At 52.2% G+C, this 18,262-nt stretch carries 19 protein-coding genes; 11 read left to right on the top strand and 8 right to left on the bottom strand.

The window, feature by feature from the left end; all coding sequences use genetic code 11:
• Window positions 1-16: 16 nt before the first annotated feature.
• The 3 genes from HG66A1_RS08875 (at window position 17) to HG66A1_RS32780 (ending at window position 3,861) form a co-directional block, all read left to right on the top strand.
• Window positions 17-1,780 carry a thiamine pyrophosphate-dependent enzyme gene (locus tag HG66A1_RS08875; protein ID WP_145182283.1) on the top strand — a complete coding sequence of 588 codons (1,764 nt, stop codon included), beginning with the start codon at window positions 17-19 and terminating at the stop codon, window positions 1,778-1,780.
• Window positions 1,781-1,974: 194 nt separating this feature from the next.
• Complete coding sequence (locus HG66A1_RS08880; RefSeq protein WP_232106781.1) at window positions 1,975-3,432, top strand: hypothetical protein; 1,458 nt, start codon at window positions 1,975-1,977, stop codon at window positions 3,430-3,432.
• A 78-nt stretch (window positions 3,433-3,510) separates the two neighbouring features.
• A complete protein-coding gene (locus tag HG66A1_RS32780) occupies window positions 3,511-3,861 on the top strand; it encodes a 4-fold beta flower protein (protein ID WP_409999466.1) in 351 nt (116 codons plus the stop codon).
• 118 nt (window positions 3,862-3,979) lie between these two features.
• Here the strand turns inward: HG66A1_RS32780 and HG66A1_RS08890 are convergent, their stop codons facing one another.
• Both HG66A1_RS08890 and HG66A1_RS31905 read right to left on the bottom strand, forming a co-directional pair.
• The gene (locus tag HG66A1_RS08890) at window positions 3,980-5,674 is read right to left on the bottom strand and encodes a DUF262 domain-containing protein (protein ID WP_145182289.1); all 1,695 of its coding nucleotides are present in this window, start codon (window positions 5,672-5,674) and stop codon (window positions 3,980-3,982) included.
• 97 nt (window positions 5,675-5,771) lie between these two features.
• Window positions 5,772-6,071, bottom strand: a complete 300-nt coding sequence (locus HG66A1_RS31905; RefSeq protein ID WP_197997052.1) for a DUF4177 domain-containing protein — start codon at window positions 6,069-6,071, stop codon at window positions 5,772-5,774.
• Window positions 6,072-6,280: 209 nt separating this feature from the next.
• On the opposite strand from HG66A1_RS31905, the gene HG66A1_RS08900 reads away from it, so the two are divergent.
• The 3 genes from HG66A1_RS08900 to HG66A1_RS08910 are packed head-to-tail and all read left to right on the top strand — an operon-like array spanning window position 6,281 to window position 7,599.
• Complete coding sequence (locus HG66A1_RS08900; protein ID WP_145182295.1) at window positions 6,281-6,811, top strand: hypothetical protein; 531 nt, start codon at window positions 6,281-6,283, stop codon at window positions 6,809-6,811.
• Between the two features lie 44 nt (window positions 6,812-6,855).
• A complete protein-coding gene (locus tag HG66A1_RS08905; RefSeq protein WP_145182298.1) occupies window positions 6,856-7,239 on the top strand; it encodes a hypothetical protein in 384 nt (127 codons plus the stop codon).
• The gene (locus tag HG66A1_RS08910) at window positions 7,240-7,599 is read left to right on the top strand and encodes a hypothetical protein (RefSeq protein ID WP_145182301.1); all 360 of its coding nucleotides are present in this window, start codon (window positions 7,240-7,242) and stop codon (window positions 7,597-7,599) included.
• Between the two features lie 112 nt (window positions 7,600-7,711).
• Here the strand turns inward: HG66A1_RS08910 and HG66A1_RS08915 are convergent, their stop codons facing one another.
• The 3 genes from HG66A1_RS08915 to HG66A1_RS08925 form a co-directional block, all read right to left on the bottom strand.
• On the bottom strand, window positions 7,712-8,080 hold the full coding sequence (locus tag HG66A1_RS08915) for a hypothetical protein (RefSeq protein WP_145182304.1): 369 nt from the start codon (window positions 8,078-8,080) through the stop codon (window positions 7,712-7,714).
• Between the two features lie 48 nt (window positions 8,081-8,128).
• Complete coding sequence (locus tag HG66A1_RS08920) at window positions 8,129-8,662, bottom strand: hypothetical protein (RefSeq protein ID WP_145182306.1); 534 nt, start codon at window positions 8,660-8,662, stop codon at window positions 8,129-8,131.
• A 246-nt stretch (window positions 8,663-8,908) separates the two neighbouring features.
• Window positions 8,909-9,421, bottom strand: coding sequence for an SMI1/KNR4 family protein (locus HG66A1_RS08925; RefSeq protein ID WP_197997053.1), 513 nt, complete (start codon window positions 9,419-9,421; stop codon window positions 8,909-8,911).
• Window positions 9,422-10,043: 622 nt separating this feature from the next.
• On the opposite strand from HG66A1_RS08925, the gene HG66A1_RS08930 reads away from it, so the two are divergent.
• The 5 genes from HG66A1_RS08930 to HG66A1_RS08950 all read left to right on the top strand — a co-directional run bounded on the left by HG66A1_RS08930 (window position 10,044) and on the right by HG66A1_RS08950 (window position 13,323).
• On the top strand, window positions 10,044-10,805 hold the full coding sequence (locus HG66A1_RS08930) for a hypothetical protein (protein ID WP_145182311.1): 762 nt from the start codon (window positions 10,044-10,046) through the stop codon (window positions 10,803-10,805).
• Between the two features lie 247 nt (window positions 10,806-11,052).
• Window positions 11,053-11,925 (top strand): Ig-like domain-containing protein, encoded by an 873-nt coding sequence (locus tag HG66A1_RS08935; RefSeq protein WP_145182312.1) that lies wholly within the window; start codon window positions 11,053-11,055, stop codon window positions 11,923-11,925.
• A 357-nt stretch (window positions 11,926-12,282) separates the two neighbouring features.
• Window positions 12,283-12,705: a hypothetical protein gene (locus HG66A1_RS08940; protein ID WP_145182314.1), complete on the top strand. Its 423-nt coding sequence runs from the start codon at window positions 12,283-12,285 to the stop codon at window positions 12,703-12,705.
• A 37-nt stretch (window positions 12,706-12,742) separates the two neighbouring features.
• Complete coding sequence (locus HG66A1_RS08945) at window positions 12,743-13,018, top strand: hypothetical protein (RefSeq protein WP_145182316.1); 276 nt, start codon at window positions 12,743-12,745, stop codon at window positions 13,016-13,018.
• 125 nt (window positions 13,019-13,143) lie between these two features.
• Entirely contained in the window at window positions 13,144-13,323 is a 180-nt protein-coding gene (locus tag HG66A1_RS08950) for a DUF6435 family protein (RefSeq protein ID WP_145038646.1), read from the top strand.
• 33 nt (window positions 13,324-13,356) lie between these two features.
• Here HG66A1_RS08950 and HG66A1_RS08955 read toward each other — a convergent pair whose 3' ends face one another.
• The 3 genes from HG66A1_RS08955 to HG66A1_RS08965 all read right to left on the bottom strand — a co-directional run bounded on the left by HG66A1_RS08955 (window position 13,357) and on the right by HG66A1_RS08965 (window position 18,153).
• A complete protein-coding gene (locus tag HG66A1_RS08955; protein WP_145182318.1) occupies window positions 13,357-14,733 on the bottom strand; it encodes a DUF1501 domain-containing protein in 1,377 nt (458 codons plus the stop codon).
• 51 nt (window positions 14,734-14,784) lie between these two features.
• Entirely contained in the window at window positions 14,785-17,367 is a 2,583-nt protein-coding gene (locus HG66A1_RS08960; protein WP_145182320.1) for a DUF1553 domain-containing protein, read from the bottom strand.
• 330 nt (window positions 17,368-17,697) lie between these two features.
• Complete coding sequence (locus HG66A1_RS08965) at window positions 17,698-18,153, bottom strand: hypothetical protein (protein ID WP_145182323.1); 456 nt, start codon at window positions 18,151-18,153, stop codon at window positions 17,698-17,700.
• Window positions 18,154-18,262 lie beyond the last annotated feature (109 nt).

The following is an 18,262-nucleotide window of genomic DNA, read 5'->3' on the forward strand; positions in this document are numbered from 1 at the left end:
CCAGAAAGGAAGTCCGATGTCTCGCAATGTTTCAGAACAGTTGCTGGAGATTCTCATTGAAGCCGGTGTGACCCAGGTGTTTGGTGTGATTGGTGATGCCTTGAATGCGTTTGCCCAGGCGATTCACAAGCACGATGAAGTTGAATGGATCGGTGTCCGGCACGAGGGGAATGCCAGCTATGCCGCGTTTGCCCAGGCCGAGTTGAGTGGAAACCTGGCAGTCTGCGCGGGGACCGTGGGCCCCGGGGCCCTGCACTTGATCAATGGCCTGTATAATGCGAAGCGGGAACGCAGTCCCGTGCTGGCGGTGACGGGGCAGGTGCCTGTTTCACAGATCGGCACCGGGTTTCACCAGGAAGTCGATCTGACGAAAATTTACGATGATGTCTGTGATTTTCAGGCCGTGATCCGTTCTCCCGAGGAAGCACCCCGCTTGATTCAGCGGGCGATCCGGGAAGCGCTCAGTAATGGTTCGGTGAGCCGCATCGAGTTGCCGGCCGATATCGCCGAGATGGCATGTGAGGGGGATGACTATCTCCAGCCGCTGTTCCGTTCCCGGGCATCGCTTGTTCCCGATGACGCACAGGTGCAGCAACTGGCGGAACTGATTCGCACGCACCAGGGGAAGCGGATCTCTATCCTGGCGGGGGCGGGTTGCCGATTGGCGCGGGACGAAGTGATTGCACTGGCTGACAAGTTGCAGGCACCGATTACCCATTCGTTACGCGCCTGTGATATCTTTGATCATGACTGCCCGCACGTGGCGGGACTGACAGGATTAATTGGAAATCCGTCAGGATATCATGCGGTGATGAATACGGACCTGCTGCTGATGCTGGGAACCGACTTCCCCTATACCGAGTATCTGCCGCACGACTGCACCGTGGTGCAGATCGACAGCAGCCTGCCTCGGATCGGTAATCGAGTGGGGGTGGACCTGGGGATTCATGCAGATGTCAAAGCGTCATTGCAGCAACTGTTGCCCCAGGTCGAATCGCAGGGGGCTTCTGAATTTCATGATAAACTTACAGGCAGCTTCAATGACTGGCGGCGTGAGATGCGACAGGCTGCGGATCCGTCCCGCGATCATGAGCCGCTACATCCGCAGATCTTTACCCGTTTCATCAATGAGCACGCCAGTGACGATGCGATCTTCGTCGTGGATACGGGGACGATTACTGTCTGGGCGTCGCGGTACATCTCGTTTCATTCGGATCGGCGGATGATCGGTTCGTTCAACCATGGTTCAATGGCCGTCGGACTGCCCGCGGCACTGGGAGCCCAGTTACTTTTTCCGCAGCGGGAAGTCTGGGCGCTGGTGGGGGACGGTGCATTCACGATGGCGATGCAGGACTGGCTGACGATTGCGAATCTCGGTTTGCCGATCAAAATGCTGGTGCTGCACAATTCGAGCCTGGATCTGGTCAAACTGGAGATGGAAGTGGCCGGCATCGTCCCCGAGAAAGATGTACTCGCGATCGATGTGCCTGATCTGGCCGATTATTCCCGCTGGTGCGGGGCCGAGGGCGTGCGTGTCGAACACGCCGGGGATATTGAAGCGGCGATTCAGAGGGCGAAACAGTCGTCGGGGCCGTTTCTGATCGATGCGGTGGTTACCAATGGCGAACTGTCGATGCCGCCTAAGATCACGATGGAACAGGCGGTGGGCATGGCCGAGAGCAAAGCCAAGCAGGCCTGGATGGCGCTGAGTGGCGATCAGGAACAGTGGAATAACATCAAGGAAGAACTGGCGGCCTACTTTGACAGCAGCGACGATTGAAAGCGGGAAGTGATTGATAACAGGTCGCTCTGTTTTCGGGGAACGTGTTTGCTTTCAAATGAGGGGACAGTATACTGACCAGTGGCACGCGGGTTGAAAAGCCGGTCTCTTGGGATCGGATGTTAACCTGATTGGGAAGACCGACGGTCTTCAATCAAATTTGTTAACCGCTGATCTGACTCGAGGAGCCTCTCATGCGAGTGCGTGCGTCCCTGCTGTGCCTGTGTTTTCTTATGCTTCTGTCCGGTATTCTCTCTGCGGAGGAACCGGCTCATATTGGTTCGAGGCGTGAACTGTTCATTGACGACTGGATGATCGGTAGTCTCGATGGCGCCCGCCAGGAACTGCATCACCCGGTACCCCAGGAAATTGCGATCACCTATGATGCCCCGGCTGAAGGGAACATCAGTTATTATGTCCGCATTTTGAAAGATGGCGACCTGTACCGCATGTATTATCGCGGCGCGCATCACGACTGGAGCAAAGGCAAGGTCACGCATGAGGTCGTCTGCTATGCCGAGAGTGACGATGCAATCCACTGGCGGAAGCCTGACCTGGGGCTGTTTGAATTCAACGGTTCGAAGAAGAACAACATCGTCTGGACGGGAACTGGTGCGCATAATTTCTCGCCGTTTCTGGATACGAATCCCCAGTGTAAAACCGATGAGAAATTTAAAGCCCTGGGACGGGGTAAGGGGGGCCTGTATGCGTTCGCCTCCGCTGACGGGATTCACTGGCGTCTACTGACAGACAAGCCGGTGATCACGAAGGGGGCCTTTGATTCACAGAACCTGGCGTTCTGGGATGAGCACCGTCAGGAGTATGTCGATTTTCATCGCGGCTTTACCAACAAGGTGCGGGCGATTATGACTTGCACTTCGGATGATTTTGTGAACTGGACGCCGCCGAAGTTCATCGATATTAAAAATTCGCCGCAGCAGCATCTCTATACGAATGCGACGATCGCCTATCCCCGGGCACCGCATCTATTCCTGGCGTTTCCCAAACGGTTCGTACCCAGTCGCAAGGCGGCCTGGCACCCGGATCCGAAAAACAATCACCCCGGCGTGAGTGATGGCGTGTTGATGACGAGCCGGGACGGCATGCACTGGAACCGCTGGGACGAAGCGTTCCTCCGTCCCGGGCAGAACCGCGAACGCTGGTGGCAACGGAATAACCACATCGCCTGGGGGATCACGACGACGCCGAGCCCGCTGCCGGGGCACGTGCCGGAACTGTCGCTGTATGCGATTGAGAATTACTACGTCGGCCCCTGCCGCCTGCGACGGTTCACGCTGCGTCAGGATGGCTTTGTGTCGATCAACGCCCCGTTTACCGGCGGTGAGATGACGACGCGGCTGATTACGTTCGATGGTCCCCAAGGAAAAGAAAAAACACCAGTCGAACTGGAGTTGAACCTGTCTACCTCAGCAGCCGGTAGCGTGAAATGTGAACTGCTGGATGCAGAAGGGCAGCCACTTCCCGGGTTCAGTATAAAGGAGAGCGAAGAATTCTACGGCGACGAACTGGACCACGTGATGACCTGGAAAGGGAAAAGCGATTTGAGCCAGTTTGCCGGAAAGCCGATTCGGGTGCGGTTTGTGTTGAAGGATGCGGATTTGTATTCGCTGCGGTTTCGGAACGGGGAGTGAGTTGGGAGGAGAGGAGTAAGGAACGCTTCTCCCCAAGAATATTTAAAATCAAATTATTTATTAGTTCGAAGGGTAAACATGGAACCAATTTATGGCAGAAATGGTAGAACAATTGCATGGCTCAATGGGGAAGATATCCATCACATCAATGGCCAACATGCTGGAGTTTTGAACGGCTCTAATGTATATGGTCATCATGGGCAGCATCTTGGTGTATTTGAAAACGGTTTATTCCGGGATCATAGGGGAGGAGTAGTAGCATTCATAAGTGGTGGAACGGGAGGTCCAATCCTTCCTGTACCAGATGTCGCACCTGTACCGCCTGTTCCCTCAATCCCTCCAGTTCCATCAGTTCCCACTATACCTCCAATTCCTGCAATTCCGAGTTTAGGGTGGGGGATTGAGTGGGATCTTTTTATAAACGCATAGTAAAACGGATTGTAAATATAATTTTTTATCGTAAAGAGACTACGACTGGGCATACTTCATTTTGAAGTCTAGATGGAACACACTTCTTTCAATAATTCTTACTAATAACTATTTTTGATTAATTTATTGGCCATGCTTTAACTGCTAGTTTGGCCAAATCTTTTTGCCTTTTTGAAATCTGTGCAGGTCCCCATTTTGAGCGAGTCACATAAGAGGATATGGCTTTTGTAAGTTGAAACGAGTTACATCTGTCGTATAACAGTAGTGCTTCTTTAATAGATCCGTTACCTCTTTTTGAGTTTAGATCTGGACTAAGTAAGGCGAGGTTTCCTATCCGTCTGACATTTGCGTTGAGCTCGTTTGTGCTGATATCCCATGAATCGTCGGGATTTTGTGGCAATATGTGTTCAAGGCTTCCATAAGACTCGTCATCTTTTCCAAGATGTGGATCGTTTTGACCAGTTTCTGCACGATCAAGGCATTGTAAATAATACCGAGCTAGATGAGTGGTTCGTACTGATGCTACTTCAAATGCAGCCTGAAAGCTCTTGTCTGTCGGAATGATTCTTTTTAGCGATTTGGCTAAATCATCAGCTGTAGTAATATCACCATTAGTGATTTTGATAGCATTTTGAGAGTATGCAGTCTCAAGATTGCCGGTGGGGCCTCCTGCAATTAGAAATCTGACTGACCAGCAGACCGTTTTGGGTAGTAATTTTTTAACCTCCTTCGTGGAGAATTTACTCAACGCAGCTAACAACAATATGCGGATTTGAGATACTCTGAGATTCGATGTAAGAATCCTCACATGCTGTCGGGATTTAGTACCGTGGTTGGACCAATATGGGCTGTTGGGATTTAGTAGTGCTGCGTACAACTCAGCGTGCTCTGAAAGGTGACGAGTAAACGAAATCGCGTCTGCTCTAGTTGAAGTTTTTTGTCTTATCTGTCCAAATACATCACGACTTTTTGCTACTCCATACTGGGAACAGTAAAGATGGTGTATATAGTCACGTGTAATCTCTTTACGTCCTATGGTCTCAAGTGCACCAACCATGTGATGCCACATTCTTTGAGCTTCATCGATCTTTGCACCTGATGAACGAAATAAATGATTTTTTGTTAAATCAGCTATCGATAGGTCAAGCCCTCGATCGTTCATTGTTTCGAAGATCATATGTGCTTCCTCATGATCTTTTACAATCACTACGATAACACGTGCTTTATATTCTATAAAAGACATCCATTTTTGAAGTGTCTCAGTAGTATCTTTGTTGTTCATTCCTTTTGTAATAGACTCTACGAGTTTCTTTGCGACACTACTCGCTTCCTGTAACCTTTTATGTGACTCACGAAGTTCTGTTGTCTTCTTACGATTTTTCGAGTTCCCTTCCGGTCGAACTATATTTTCCTCAAAAAAAGAACGATCCATTTCACTCAATGTGAGATTAAATTGGTCATCTCCTTCTGTGATAGATCTAGGACGAAAAAGAAATTTCTCTGTGATCAAGGTTACTGCGCGGTCCTCTCCAATTGATTCTGCTAGATCTCTCATTGCGGCAAATAATATAGCCGTTGTAGCTAGCCGTTGCTGGCCATCTACAATTTCTAATTCGCCATAATCGACTTTGCATGCGATGATGGATCCCAAAAAGTATGAATCCGCATGATCGTTTATCGCGCGCCTTAGGTCATCAAATAATTCCTGTACGTGATTTTTTTTCCAAGAATATTCTCGTTGATATGAGGGAACACGCAAAACATGAGTATTTAGTAAGCTACCGAGGGCGGCATCAGGGAGAACATCAGGCATTCTATTCCTCTTTAAGAAATTAGTAAGGATGAGGTATTGTTGTTGCTAGGGGAAAGCAAAAGGTGTCGGATATCTTTCCAGTTCATGGATCTCTCTTTTAATTTCTCACCGCACGCTTATAGACTGCCATTGTTCCCGAGTAGGAGACGAGTTCCCAACCGTCGGCTCCCTGTTGATTTAAAAACTGTTCGAGGGCGGCTTTGATGCCTGCATTCGAGATCTCGCCGGCTGTTTCCAACTCCCCTAATTTCACGCTGGCATCCGCGATTTTGTATTCCCAGGCTGGTGCGGATTTCACAGCCGCTGCCTGTGCGACGGGGGGAGGAGTTTGTGAAAAGAGAATCGCAGCGCAAACGATGAGTGCAAGTGCTGTGAAGAGGATGCGGTGAGACGTCATTGGATTATCTCCTGAAAACAAAGTGAATGCTGATCGTGACTGAAGGACAAAATACGGAATTTCTTTCTGTCTTACACTAGCATTGTTTTGTATAGTGTCAACCAGGCGCTGAATCCGGTTGGCCTGGCAGGCTGACTCAGGGGAGAGATATCGAAGACATTCTGTGTCGGTAGGACACATACTTAATGGCCGGGCCAGGGGGAAACGCGATGGGACTGTTTGATTTTCTGAAACGCGAACCGGAACCGACGCCTGACGATGAAGGGCCCTCGCCGCACTATGTGTTTGCGCATTATGCCTTGCGACAGATTGCGCTGGCGGAACCGCTGCAGTTGCTGGCGATCGCAGCTTCGCCCGATGCCGGTTCCTTTATGGAGGCTTTGCTGAAAGATGTGGTCGAGCAGTGTGGACGTGAGGCGGGGTTTGACGCTGCGGAAATCAAATTACATCCACTGCGGTTGAACGACTATCCCTGCGTGGTGATTGAGATGCCGGAACCTCAGGAAGCCGCGGAAACGTACATGATGGCCGTGCTGGTGACCATCGATCTGGCTGCGGACCCGCCCCCCGATCCGGATCAGGTGACGGCCCATTATTATACGCTGGAAAAAAGCGTCTCCCTGCCTGACGGTCCCCGGACCGTGCTTGCGGGATGGGACAAACAGCGTCATATGAACTTTGGCGAAGGCCCCGAACCCACGGTGGAAGCCTTTGTAGAAGCACTCAGCGAGCGGGACTGAGGTGAGCTGGATTTCTCCTGCAGATGACATACGGGGTATTAAATATGGCACAAGTCGCATTGATCCTGGAAGATTTTGGGACGCTGAAAGTCGAGGTGATTCGCGCGCTTCGTACATTTTGCACCTCAAGTATTTCGGATGTGACCGCTGCTGTAGCAGCTTCAAGCCCGTTGTTTGTAAGTCCTCTTTTCAACCGAGATCATCCGGAATTCCCTGTGCAGCTTCTGTCATTTATAGATTGGCTTGAAACGAACTCGCTGCCTTACAGAGCCTATCAGGTATTGGATGATCAACATTTTGACGCTGATCAGTGCGACAGGTATTACGTCCTGACTGCATCACGGTTGAAGAATATTATTTCGACCCGGGTTGATTCTCTGGAACAGCAACGGAAGCTGGGACGCTTGCAGGAAGGAATTGAGGACTAGATGCGATTCGAAACTGACGGCAAGATATCATTGTGGCTATTCCAAGAGACTGCAGATGAAGATCTCGATGACGATATTTTAAAGACGCAATTCGGTATCACGACCTATGATGAGGACATGCTGGAAGTGGGAGGATCAGATGAATGGAAAATGACTCCGCTCAGAAAAGTTTTTGAGCCAATGTCATATTCCGCATCCTGGGTAGAAGATGCTCTCGCCAGCGCAAAGGAACTGGGAATCAAGAAATGTCGGAGGGCATTCTTGATTCTAAATTTTGCTTACGATCCGCAGAAAGTACAGAATCCCCTTCCTGCTGACCCGGTTTTTCTCGGAGTATTTGATTACGCAGATGACGACTAATTTTAGCAGAGGACTTTAAGCTTAAAGAAGTGCCTGCTGTTTTTCCTGTAATCAATCGAGAGTCCTCAGAATTCAAAATGATCAAGTCTTCCTGAGAGGGTATACTGCTCCATTACTCATTTTCCTGTTTGCTGGGTTCACCTGGTTGATAAGGAAAATGACCTTGTGCGTAACTTTCTGCGAGCTGCTTCACGAAGGGATGATCACTCTGATTTTGCTGTGCGTTGAAAATCAGTTCCAGATCGTCTGCGACGTAGGATGCGATCTCATGCTGATCAGTGGCTTGTGAGACAGCGATGAAAATCTCTTTGAGCTGCGTGGGAGGTGGACCCTCCGGTATTTCCGCTCTGGCAGAGAGCCAGGCAGTGCTGAACGGACTGGCGTCGCGGAGGTCAAGCAAGTCATTCAGGCGTTCGCAGGAGAGTTGATTAAACTCGTTTACCAGCGTCTGGAGATCAACATTCAAGCTATTCTCAATCATGTGTTTTACCTGTTCAGAGAAGGATCCCGGGAATCAGAATGACAGAGCTTACTCCCGTTTCAGAGGTGCAACAAAAGCGTTATCGGGGGTCTGGTTTTCCGGCGGTGCGCTGCCAATAAAGCCTGGTCGTGAGGGGGCAGGAGAGACATTGGGTGGTTTTGCGAATGATTCGACGTTGCCGATTTCCAGCAGCCAACTGTCATTACCTCGGCTCACGTTTAATGAGTATTCATGAAGTTTACCGTCTACTGCTGTGCCATACCAGCTGATTGAGTCAAAGCCCGTCGGTACATTTTCGTAGGGCGTTCCCTTCCAGGTTTCCCCGACGTCGGTGACCAGGTTCTGATACATCGGGTTGTGGCGGCGTTCTGGAATACAAAATGTCTTGATGTCATCCAGCGACCAGCGGGCTTCCAGTGCAGAGGTGACTTCCGCGGGGGAGGTCAACTTCGGCGGCGTCTCCGTTGTCACAGCGGAGGTCTCATTGGTCGGTGGTTCAGGGGGCGCCGGTCTGCAGCCCCAGATCGTGAGCAGTATTGCCAGGTTCAGCATAAGCTGGCACATGTTTCGATCACGGAACATCGGATTGCTTTCTGAATTCGCTTCTTAAAAAATGCTTCCAGCTGAAACTGGCTGATAAATCCCCGTTGAAAACTGATGGAAACCTTGGAAAGTCTGCCTGCTTCATTTAGGATGGGGACTGTATTTCTGTTTATTTTTACACAGGCGTTCTATTATCACAAGCGATCGGATTCAGAAATGTTCTCGTCTATCAATCGTTAAATTCTCAGTCACCTGCTCGCGGTGCGCCCCAAACTGCACTCGGGGTTATCCGTTATTCTGCAGGTCGTCTTCAGACTCATAGAAGAGATCTGCGTGCTCTCTTAAAAAATCTGGATCGATCCAGACTTCTCCCACATCGCCTGGCTCAAGTTTAACATCATCCAGGCTGAATGGTTGAAGGTCGGAAAGGAACTTTTCAAAGCTGTCTGACAATTGAATCAACTCAGCTGTTTCATGATCCCAGAATAATACCGTCTCCCGACCATTCAAATCTAAAATGACGTAGTTGCCGCCTTCAGCAAATGCAAAGGGAAATGCCTGCGGTGAAAGATTCTCGATCAACGCTCTTTCTTTGAGAATCAATTGGGCCAGAATGAATTCATTCACTCCAGAGTTGTTGGTTTCATCAATCTCAAAAAGATTAGATTCCGGTTCAGCACCATCATATTCTTTTAGAAAATCTCTGAAGCTGTCTGGTAATTTAACACCAAGCGTCTTTTCTAATACAAACAGGTCGTTTGCAGAAGCAGCACGAGTTTTCGCTATTTTGATAACCACGAATTGGGTTCTCCATTTCGTAAGGAATTCATGCGGATAGAAACCTGGATTCTCAGATGTTAAACGATGACGAAATACGCGTCGACTGATACAAGCTGTCAGACCAGGGACCAGAATCAGGGGACAGCCACGATTCTCAGTCTCAGCCCCGCGATGATAAAAGGGATGAGTGCAACGACAGTCTGATAGCGATCATTGTGCAGCGAAGGTGAATCAGATTGTGAGTCCGATGGATCTTGCATAGCCGGCGTGGTTTCGATTCTGTGAATCACAGGTGATTTTCCTGACTGGTCTCAGGTGGTACCTCGAACAGAATTTCCTTCAGTTTAACAAGCTTAGTCTGACTGGGTGAGTTTCAATATTCTTAAAGTGCGAGTTTGGTTTCTGGATCTGAGGTGCCGTAGACCGTGATTACGATGCTGGGTAAATATTTGTTTACAGGTTATTGCGGAGCCGGGGTCTGGGGGATATGATGGGAACAGGCAGGATAAGGTTGGGGGATTGCACAGTGTAGCTATGCTTTCCAGATGGCTGGAAGCTGGTGAAGGCGGCCCCATTTACTGATGGCAAAACTGTTACCGACTTTGAGTTCCCTTTTTAAGACCCATCAGGAGGTCCTCACATGTACCGTTGTCTGATTATTGTATTTACATTGGCCGTCTTGTCGGTCGCCTGTATCGCAGAGGCCCAACAGGGAAATCGACCTGTCGCGCGTGAGCAATGGCGGGCGATTTATCTCCGGGGCAAAAACGTAGGCTACGTTCACGATGCGGTTGAAACCGTGGACCGGGACGGAAAACAGGTCGTCGTGAATTCGCATACATCTGTGGTGAGCGCTTCCGGGAATCCTGACGACAGTCGTGCCAGAGTGATGATTCAGACTGATGAAACCGTCGATGGCAAAGTGCTGTCTTATCGTTACCAGGCACAGAATCCGCCGCTGGTCAACGTTCTCAAACAGGGACGTGTGACCGATGGGCAAGTGCGAATTCAGACAGAAACGAATGGCCAGACGTTGACCAAAGTCAGACAGATTCCAGCTGACGTGAAAGGTCCGGCTTATGCAGACCGTTTGATGTTGGATCAGCCTTTAAAAGCGAATGAATCGAGGGTCATCACCACGTTCGATCCGAGGTCTGCCCAGGTCGACACAATCCGTTTTGAAGCACGTCAATTTGAAAACGTGTTGCTGCAGGATGGTAAAGAACGACGCCTGTTGCACGTGGTCGTTTCACACAGCATCACTCCCAGCCTTGTCATTCATGAATTCCTCGATGAAGCGGGTGAGACCTGGAAAACCACGATTCCTGCGCAGGACATGGTCGTCTATACCACGACTCGAGACGCAGCCATCAAGCTGTTCGGCGATGTGGAAAATCGCTGAGCGGCCTGTGATCCATTCTTCTGCGAGCCACGCTTTGAACAGCGTGGCTTTTTTTGTGCCTGTGGTTTGGTGACAACCTTGCGAATGTCATGGTCATTTCCCTGTCTGATATATCAGAGGCGGGCATTCTTCCATTTTCGCATTGCAATCCAATTCCGCTGCGATACAGTAAACTCGAGTAACGTATACGAATGTATTGGCGGTGCGTCTGCAGGATTCGGTTCTGGAAATTAAAGGATGAATACTGATGCAGAGAACATTCTTCTTTCACATGTTGTTTCTGGGTTGCTTATTCCTGGTTGATCCGACGGTTGGGGTTGCTGCTTCCGCTCCGGGCTGGTCTCCTCTGCAGGCCACGGGGGAACCGAACGCGCTTAAGGCCGGTGATCAGAAGACCGCCTGGGCCACACTGGCGCAGGATAAGGGAGACGAGTGGCTTCAGCTGGAGTACAAGACGCCCGTTGAAGTAAAAGCGGTGCGGATCTATGAGAACTTTAATCCCGGTGCAGTCAGTAAAGTGACGGCGTCGGACAAGGCAGGAAAGGAAGTCGTGATCTGGGAAGGGCAGGAAACAGTCAGGCCGGCGCCGACTGTTTTTGAAGTGAGCGCCAATGCGAAAGTGGTTTCCAAGTCGCTCAAGATCTATCTCGACACCCGACGCGTCAAAGGCTGGAATGAAATTGATGCAGTCCAACTGGTAGGCAGCAATGACAGCAAGCAGTGGGCCTCGCAGGCATCGGCCAGCAGTTCGTATGCAGAGCGCGGCGGCTCTCAGGAAATCACATTGGCAGCGCTGCCTCCCTCAGTGGTCAAGACGGTACCCCAGGCTGGCAGTACCGATGTTGATCCGGGGCTGAAAGAAATAGCGGTTACCTTCAGCAAGGACATGATCACCGAACGGATGTGGGCCGTCGTGCAGATCTCGTCGGAACACTTCCCTAAGGTTGGCAAGGGAATTCATTACCTGGATGACAAACGCACGTGCGTGATTCCCGTCGACCTGGAACCGGACAAGACGTACGTGCTGTGGTTCAATCGGGGACGCTTTAACAGTTTTCGCGATACCGAAAATAACCCCGCGATTCCGTATCTGCTCGTGTTCAAAACACGATCTGAATGAGCTGAGACTGAGATTCGTTTTATCGAATGGATCAGTCTGACATGTGTGAACTTTGATGAGTTCATGGCGCGCTGCTAAAGCGGAGAATGGACTCTCTTATCCAGAACGGGGGAACGGGACGGGAGTGCAAAACAGTCCTTAAAGCTCATTTTCTGCGCAGTTGAATCTCAACATTGCAGAATATTTTTTTAATGGGGGAATTTCCCCATTAAACTTTTGAACGAGCAGACAAGTACTATGCAGATCATTTCTTGCGAGTAGGGGGTGGAAATCTATCTGCCCCGTATTTCGTAGTCAAAGTATCACCATTCATTTCGCTCAAAAATTGAAGAACAGTCTGTTCTACCCTGATTCATAATGCACCAGATCCAGCTCATTCTGCATGGAAATTCCTCTCCGGGAAAGAAGCCTTATCTGTTCCCGATACCCGGGGACTATGTGCATTTATTGCGAACCTATCAGATACATCTGGGCGAACACCTGCAGTCTCTGATCCAGGTTGATCAGCAGGAAACTCCGACCATCGCGGTTTTGAATTCGAACAGCACGCGGGACCGGGAATTTTTCCGGGCCCTCAGATCGGATTTGATTGAGCTGACGGATCAGAGCGAGCCGGTACAGGCATCAGAATCTTCATCAGATTCTCAGGTGGCACTGGATCGGTCGAATTTTAGTAGTGATGATCAAGAGACGCTCCAGCAGTTCATTGAGTGGTGTGCAGAAAATCATCGCACCCTGATCACGATCTTATTCGATAACGATTTTTTTAATATTACCTGATTATTTTGTTTTATTGTTTATTCAGCGGAGTTTGATTGTGGATCCCCACTTCCAGGTATTAAGACTGCGTACGCAAGTCTATTTTTCTACGTTAAGAGAGTTGCCCGAACAGCAGAAGCAGGAGCCGGTCGATATTGTGACGGCGTCTAATTTTAATCACCTGGTCGATGATCTCTCGTCATTTGCCCCCTCGATTGAGTTAGCCTTACCCGCAAAAATTGACATCGAATCTTTAAAACAGGAGCCGGTCAGTTACCGCGTGCTGGAAGAACTGGAGCATGAGATTCTCGAACTGATGCCTGAAATGAGATAAGCGGATTCAGATCACTTCAGTTATGGAGGAAGTAGCGGAAGCCGAAAATCGGACCGTTGTCAGATGGGAGGGGACGGCTATAGTCTTTATACCTAAGCACAAGAACCGATTTTCAGGAGCTGGATATGTTTGGCTGGTTGCGACGCGATCCCCGGAAAAAGCTGGAACAGGCTTACGCGAAAAAAATGGAGCAGGCTCGCGATGCGCAGCGGAATGGTGACATTCAGGGATATGCCAGCCTGGTTGCTGAATCAGAAGAGATCCTGCAGGAAATTGATCGCCTGACAGCACAGCAGGTTGGTTGACCAGCCACGCGGGGTGACTGGTCAACGCGTGACTCAAGCGATGATTTCCTGGACGACCTTGCCGTAGATGTTGGTCAGACGAAAGTCGCGGCCGCCGAAACGGTAGACGAGCTTCTTGTGATCCAAGCCGAGCAGGTGCAGCATGGTTGCGTGCAGATCGTGCAGGTGGACTTCTCCCTCGACCGTTTTATATCCCAGGGCATCGGTGGCACCGTGGGTGAGTCCCCCTTTCGTGCCGCCACCGGCGAGCCAGGCGGTATAGCCCGTGGAGTTGTGATCGCGACCCAGGGTCTCTTTACCGGAGAGGATCTGGGTTTCGGGCTGGCGTCCGAATTCACCACTCCAGAGGACCAGCGTTTCATCCAGCAGGCCGCGCTGTTTGAGGTCGGCCAGCAGAGCGGCGATCGGTTTGTCGATCGTCTCGGCTTTCGATTTGAATTTGTCGAGACCGCTGTGGTGATCCCAGCCGGTGGTACTGACTTCGACAAAGCGGACGCCGGCTTCGCTCAGACGACGGGCCAGCAGGCACTGGCGGGCGAAGTCGTCGGTGGATTTCTCGTCGACGCCGTACATGTCGAGCGTGGCTTTCGACTCGCGGCTGAGGTCCATGACCTCGGGAACCGCGTCGCGCATCTGTTCGCTGAGGTTGAGCGAGTCGATCACGCCGCGGACGTCGGCGGTCTGGCCCAGCAGTTCCTCATTCATTTTCTGCGCGAGGGCCAGGGCGGTGCGTTCCGGGTTGGCGGCCAGTCCGTGCTGCGACTGCAGGTTGCTGATGGACGCGGTCTGGATGGATTGACCGGACCAGCCGAGCCGCGTGGCCTGGAAGGTACTGGGGAGAAAGGCGCTGCCGTAATTCGCGGGACCGCCGAAGGTGCGGGTCGGCTTGATGGTGAAGAAGCCAGGCAGGTTCTGGTTTTCGGTGCCCAGTCCGTAGAGCACCCAGGCGCCCATGGAGGGCCGCTGGAATTTGAACTCGCCGGTATGCAGCATGGGGATGGCGATGGGATGGGCGCGACTGGGGCCGGTCATCCCGTTGAGCATACAGAGTTCGTCGGCCTGTTTCGCCAGGTGCGGGAAGGCTTCCGAGATCCACATACCGCTCTCGCCGTGCTGTGCGAAGTCGTACAGCGGGGCCAGCAGTTTCCCCTTGTTCTGGCCCTTCTTGCCGCCGTTGGCTTTGAGCTCGGGCTTAAAGTCGAAGGATTCAAACTGCGAGGGGCCGCCGTTGATGAACAGGAAGATAACCCGCTTCGCTTTGGGGGGGAAGTGAGCGATGCGGGGAGAGAGCAGACCGGCCTGGCTGGTCTGAGCAACGAGTTCGGTCAAAGCGAGTCCACCCACGCTGCAACTGGCTGCCTTGAGCCATTGACGTCGTGACAGTTGTGTATTTGCTGTTTCGTGTTTCATCGGAGCTGATCTCCTCAATGAGTTTGCCAGGAAGGAGTGGGGAGGGAGGATTTAACGGGCATCGACCAGGAACCGGAATTCCGCGGTCATGAACAGGGTCTGGAACCAGGCGGCCCAGGCGTCGACTTCAACGGTTTTACTTTGGGGATCGCTGGACTCACGAACCTGCTGCACGAGTTGCAGGGCTCCGGTGCGTTCTTCGGGTGTGGGAGTGCGACCCAGAGCACGCCGCATGGCGAGGTCGACCCGGGAGGCATCATCTTTCAGCTGCTTGTCAGCCAGCAGTCTCTGGGCGGCGTGTTGGGCCTGATCGGTGATGAACTGCGAATTCCGCAGGTAGAGGGCCTGCGCGGGGACGTTCGTGACGGCCCGGGTTCCGCTCACCAGACTGGGGGAGGGGAAGTCGAACAGGTCAAACAGTTCGGGAACGTAGTCGCGAACGACTGGCAGGTAGACGCTGCGCTGATTGCTGGGCGGCTGCAGTTTTTCCAGGGGAATACTGCGGGCCAGCTTGTCGCCCAGTGGGGTCACGGTTGAGCCATTTGGGCGGTCGATGATGAGTTGGCCGCTGACGGTGAGAATCGCATCGCGGATCGCTTCGGCTTCGAGACGTCGGGGTGTGGCCCGCCAGAGCAGGTGGTTTTCGGGATCGATTTCCAGGTTGGTCGGGTCGGGCGTGCTGCTCAACTGGTAGGTGCGGCTGAGCACGATCTGGCGAATCATGCGTTTGGTGGACCAGCCTTCCTGCATGAACTTAAGGGCCAGGTCGTCGAGCAGTTCCGGATGACTGGGTTGTTTGCCAATCAGGCCGAAGTTGTCGACGGTGGGCACCAGGCCGCGTCCGAAGAGGTGGTACCAGATGCGGTTGACCATCACGCGGGCGGTGAGCGGGTTCTGCTCACTGGTGATCCATTGGGCCAGTTCCAGGCGTCCGCTGTGTCCGGCGGGAATCTGCGGCGTGTTGTCGATCTGGATGGCACTCAGGAAGCCGCGGGGAACGACGTCCCCTTTTTCGCGGAAGTCGCCCCGCACGGCGATGTAAGTGTCGGCGGGTTTCTTGCGGTCCCGGGCGGTCATCGCGTACTGCGGCCGGGGAGCGGGATTCTTTTTGAGCTCCGCGACTTTGGTTTTGAGTGTGGTGACTTCACTGGTCAGCTGAGTCACCTGCGCGTTGGCTTTCTCGAGTTCCGCTTTTTTCTTATCGACATCGGCCTGAGATGGACCCTGGAGGGCATTGGGATTCTTGGGATCGACGACGGTCGTGGCGATCAGTTGTTCGTACTTCTGATGTGCAGACGCGGCCAGTTTCTGGGCATCCTGTGCTTTTTTGAGGGCTGCCGTCTGTGTGGTCAGTTTCTTTTCCGTTTCCTGCAGCTGTTTCTCATACGCTTCGGCAGCGGCGTGCAGGGCCGGTCCGTTCTCGCCGAGGGGGAGCAGATCGGTGGGGGTATTGCTGTATTTCTGCTTGATGGTGCCGTACATCGGTTCGGTGCTGAGGAAGATCCCCGCCAGAGAATAATAGTCGGCGGTGGGAATCGGATCGAACTTGTGGTCGTGACAGCGGGCACAGGAGACAGTCAGCGCCAGCGTGGCCCGGCAGACGGTGTTGATCTGATCGTCGACAATATCCATGCGGAATTCGGTTCCGCTGGAGTTGTGCCGTTTGGGACCGCAGGAGAGGATACTGGGGGCGATGTTGCGGGCTTCGATCGCTGCGGGAGATTCATGGGGTTGGGCCGGCAGCAGGTCTCCGGCGATCTGTTCCCGCAGAAAGACATCGTATGGTTTGTTCTGGTTGAAGGAATCGATGACGTAGTCGCGGTAGGGCCAGGCATGGGGGTAAGTGAAGTTGAACTCCATGCCGCTCGATTCCGCGAAACGGACGACGTCCAGCCAGTGACGTCCCCAGCGTTCACCGAACTGAGGGGACGCGAGCAAGTTGTCAACGAGCTTTGCCAGGGCGTTGGGTGATTTGTCCTGCAGGAAGGCGTCGATCTGCTCGGGGGTGGGAGGCAGGCCGATCAGATCAAAGTAGACGCGGCGGACCAGCGTCAGACGGCTGGCATCTTTTGCCGGCTTAACGCCTTTCTGTTCCATTGCAGAGAGAGTGAAGCCATCGATGACCGCGTCGCGGGGCCATTCGGTCTGATTGACGGCAGGGGGCGCGACTTTGCGGGGTGGTACGAAGGCCCAGTGATTTTGAGCTTCCTGGTAGCGCTGTTCTTTAAGCGTGGGGCCGGTCTCTTGGCGGGTATCGGGGCAGCCGAGTTTGATCCAGGCTTCGAACGCGTTGATGACGTCGTCCGAGAGCTTTTCTTCGGGGGGCATGCCCGAGACGCCGTCCTCATGACGCAGCATGCGTAACAGAGAACTGTGTTCCCTATCGTGGGGTTTGATCATCGGTCCGGTATCACCGCCACGCAGCATGCCGGAAGGGGAGTCGAGTTCCAGGCCGCCTTCGATACTCTCGCCTGTTTTGGAATGGCATTCGTAGCAGTACTTGACGAGCACCGGTTCGATTTTGGATTCGAACAGCTGCTGGCCCTTATCAGAGGGCGTGGCTGCAGAGGCCGGAAAAGCAGACACGGCCAGTGTGAGTGTCGAAACGAGACAAATCAACCAACGGTTCATCATCGCCGCCTTTCGTCATGTCTGTGGTGGGCAGGAAGCGGGCTGCCGACATGGAAGCAGACCACTTTTCAGGTGGGATTTCGCATTGTTATGAGGCTGCCGGTCAGCACCTCCGGCAGTCTCATGAATATTTATTATAAACAATAAGATCTATATGTCCATAATATCGTCACGATTTAGAGGGAAAATCGAAAAAATGACCGCGAAAAGGGGGGTTTTCCGCAAAGTGGAGGCAAGTCAGACTGTATTTTCTACCACGAAATGCACGAAAGACACGAAAATCTGTCTTCAGAAGTCGTTCTTTTGCGAGTCGAATTCCGGGCAGTCTCTGGTTTACTGGTGTTCCAGTTGGAATGGCTCGTTGCGTGCATTGTCGGGATTGGAGTCTTCGATGTATTTTCTGTGTTTGACATCAATGACAGTGAAAGGGGCATTGGGACCTGTGCCCCAGGTAATGCGGTAGACGCCTTCGTCCTCTTTTTCCACAGAGGGTACGGTTTCGACGTCGATATTGAGCGGACCGAGTGTGCGCGATTGATAGCTTTGATAGGGGGCGTCAGCAAAGAGTATGTAGAAATATGTCTCCTCTGGGGCAGGGCCACCATAGAGACGGAGATCGTAGCGTGAATCAGGAATCTCGATTTCGGGCCCCATGGGTATCGCGGCGTCTCCAAGGATGGGGGGACGAAAGATGAGCAGCAGAAACAGCAGCGCCAGGGCAGTGCCTACCATTAGTACGGGGAGTGAAAGAACGACAAAGACGATATAAGCAAAGCGGGTACGAGCCATGGGCGAATTCCTGACAGCGTCGCTGTGGGAGAACCACGAATTGTATGCAGGTCATGAACAAGTCTGTTTACAGGCACTACTCTTTAGAGAGAGCTGCTGTCCGGTTTAT

The sequence above is a fragment of the Gimesia chilikensis genome (assembly GCF_007744075.1).
In the GTDB taxonomy this organism is placed as follows: domain Bacteria; phylum Planctomycetota; class Planctomycetia; order Planctomycetales; family Planctomycetaceae; genus Gimesia; species Gimesia chilikensis_A.